The organism is Paenibacillus sp. P4_A7 (genome assembly GCF_056402455.1).
Map to the genome: position 1 here is coordinate 1 of NZ_JBFUHJ010000548.1, position 3365 is coordinate 3365.

Here is a 3365-nt window from a genome sequence, read left to right on the forward strand (position 1 = left end):
GATTAACGCCTTTCTGTCCGACAATGGTTTCATATTGTTCTGGAAGCTTCATGATCGTTTCATGAATTTGCGCCAGCTTTGCTGCTTCTATTATTTCTTCAAATGTGGCATTCTCTTTGCCCCACCTAATATTTTGCTCGACTGTACCTGTAAATAGCATAATATCCTGAGGAACATACCCGATTTGCCTTCGTAATTGCTCAAGCTTAAATGCTCGATTATCTGTACCATCAACACTTACCGTTCCGCCATTAACGTCATACAGCCTAGGTATAAGCTGAATAAGCGATGACTTCCCTGATCCCGTAGCTCCCATTATTGCGATTGTCTCACCCGAATTAGCTTGAAAAGAAATATCATCTAAAACATGATCTTGCGTATCTGGATATTGGAAGGATACCTGTTCAAAGGATACGAAACCACTACGAAGCTTTACTGCTTCGTCGCTCTCCTCCGTGTCCTCCAAATCGATTGCTGTTAGCAAAACCTCTTCAATCCGTTGTGCCGATGCGCGAGCACGCGAAAAGTTGACAATGATCATAGACATGATCGATAATGCAGCCGTTGTTCTTGTCGCATAGTTAACAATAGCAACAATCTCTCCCACGCTAGCACCGTTCGTATCAAGCTCGATACGCCCGAACCATAATACAGCCATCACACTAGCATTCATAACGAGTAAAATAATGGGCATCGTTGTTTCCGTCAACCTTAACGCTGCGACTGTACTGTCCTTTAATTGTCCGGTAGACTGCGAGAATCGCGTCGTTTCGTGCTTCATTCGAACGAAAACTCTAACGATTCGCATTCCGATTAAATTTTGCTGCATCACTCCGTTAACTTGATCCAGTTGTTCTTGTACAGATTGGAACAGTTGGGAGCCTTTCTTCAATACCCAAATCAGGAATACGCCAAGGAAAGGTACGGCAGCAGTCAGCCATATGGCAAGCTTCGGATTGATTATGAAAGCCATACAGATACTACCTACAACAAGTAATGGAGCCCGCATCATAATACGCAAGCCCATAAACACTGTATTTTGCAGCTGCATGACGTCATTGGTAAGTCTAGTAATTAGAGAAGCTTCTGGAAAACGATTAAAATTAGCGAAAGAAAATGACTGAACCTTTTCATACAAACGCTCTCTTATGTCGAAGCCGAAGCTTTGACTAACATGTGAGGCGTAGAATGAACTTAATATACCGACTACAAAAGCAAATACTGAGCAGCCAATTAATACACCGCCCCAGTTCAATACCACAGATAAATTGTCTTTAACGATTCCATCATCAATAATTTTGGAAATAATAAAAGGCTGCAGCAACTCTACTATGAGCTCCATAAGCATGAGCATTAAAGCAACACAAACTGTTAATCGATACTTTTTTAGAAACGAGAATATTGTGAGCATCGCATTTCCTCCGAGTAGTCTTTGAACTAATTATATCTGCATTAGTTGGAATTGGCATTTTTTTATAAATGCATAGTTCTAATTCCCTAAATCCTCTCAATTAATGATTGAGTTCATGCTCTTTTTAGACTACTATAGAACTATTAGATAAACATTTATTTGYTTCAACACTACGGCAGGAGTTGAATAACATGAGCAGTCAAATACGCTCACTGGAAGATGCAGCCGAACATATTATTAATCTACTAAAAAACTTCCTCCAATTGAATACGTTGTTTATTACAGTAAATGACGGCTCTCTTACTCGTTTGTTTAAAGTATATAACCATCAAGATCAATTAATTAATATCGGAACACAAGAATTACTGCTACAGTTTTATAGCAACCTCGTATCTAACCAACCAAACTCACTTCTAATTATCCAAAACATCCTAGAGGACGATCGGACCACCGCCTTACCCTATCGAGATCAGCTTGGCTCATACTCATTTGCAGGTATAGCCGTTACAACTTTGGACAGTCCCTCATACGTCACAATTTGCTTGATGGATCGCGAGCCTATCCAGCTAGATGAAAAGCAGCTTGCATTTATCAAATCCATGGCCTCCTTTTTCGGCTATATCATTGAGCTTGAGAATGAAAGTGTCACAGATAGCTTAACCGGTCTTTACAATCGACGTTATTTGAAGCATCTCTACCATATCGGATCTGACAAGCAGTTTAGCGTGATGTTCATAGACATTGATGACTTCAAAGATGTTAACGACACTTTTGGCCATGATTTTGGTGATCTGCTTTTGCTTGATATTGCAGCCCGGCTTAAACATAACGTTAGAAAGTCCGATATATTGATTCGTTATGGTGGTGACGAGTTCCTTATATGCTTTCAACATCTCGTTGACAATCAAGATATTCAGTTCGTGACTGAGAAAATTAAAGACTCCTTCAGTAACCCTTTTATTATTAATGGAGAAGCAATCCACATTTCAGCAAGCATTGGAATTAGCAATACCCCTGGACTCAACTCCAGTCTAAAAGAACTAATCAACAATGCGGATCATGCTATGTATGATATTAAGAATAAATAGCGTGTTTAATCTGAAGCTTGATTTCAACCATCCTTTGTCATAACGTTAGCCAGCCCGTCATACATATGGTATGAATCGTATTTGCAAATACGGAGGGATGACGGATGAACCAGGATGAGATTCGCGCGTTGGAGCGATCCATCGATGAAATAACAGAGATTGCACAAGGCTTTGGACTCGATTTCTACCAAATGCGGTATGAGATCTGTCCTGCAGATATTATTTACACCTTCGGTGCATATGGTATGCCGACTCGCTTCAGTCACTGGAGCTTCGGAAAAACGTTTAATAAGATGAAGATGCAATACGACTTTGGTCTAAGTAAAATTTATGAGTTAGTCATTAACTCGAACCCTTGCTACGCCTTTCTGCTTGAGGGCAATTCCCTTATCCAGAACAAGCTAATCGTCGCACATGTACTAGCGCACTGTGACTTTTTCAAAAACAACTCCCGCTTCAGTGTAACGAACCGCAACATGGTCGAGAGCATGTCCGCAACTGCTGACCGTATCCATCAATATGAAATGGATCATGGCACAGAAGCTGTTGAGAAGTTTATTGACGCCGTTCTTGCCATTCAGGAGCATGTGGACCCGACGCTGATTAAGCCTTATCAGCTTGATAAAGCGCGTTACATCGAATTAGCACGCAGAGAAACGGAACGCTCATCCAAAACAACCCTTCCATCGGAGTACGAGGATTTGTGGCACTTAGAGCCAAACCCTGACGCAGAAGCTGAAGCATCCGCTCTTGCTGCAGATCTTAAACGATTTCCTCCTAAACCGGAGAAGGACCTCATCTGGTTTATTGAGGAATATTCATCTATCTTAGAGGATTGGCAACGAGATATTTTGACGATGCTGCGT

The 3365-nt window shown here is 41.1% G+C and carries 3 protein-coding genes; 2 read left to right on the plus strand and 1 reads right to left on the minus strand.

What is annotated here, in order from left to right:
* Nucleotides 1-1411: ABC transporter ATP-binding protein (locus AC1DWN_RS30740; protein ID WP_477562658.1), on the minus strand; the 1411-nt coding region annotated here is incomplete at its 3' end.
* Nucleotides 1412-1602: 191 nt separating this feature from the next.
* On the opposite strand from AC1DWN_RS30740, the gene AC1DWN_RS30745 reads away from it, so the two are divergent.
* Together AC1DWN_RS30745 and AC1DWN_RS30750 are read left to right on the plus strand one after the other, a co-directional pair.
* On the plus strand, nt 1603-2499 hold the full coding sequence (locus tag AC1DWN_RS30745; RefSeq protein WP_477562659.1) for a GGDEF domain-containing protein: 897 nt from the start codon (nt 1603-1605) through the stop codon (nt 2497-2499).
* Between the two features lie 104 nt (nt 2500-2603).
* On the plus strand, nt 2604-3365 hold a 762-nt coding region (locus AC1DWN_RS30750; RefSeq protein WP_477562660.1), incomplete at its 3' end, for a SpoVR family protein.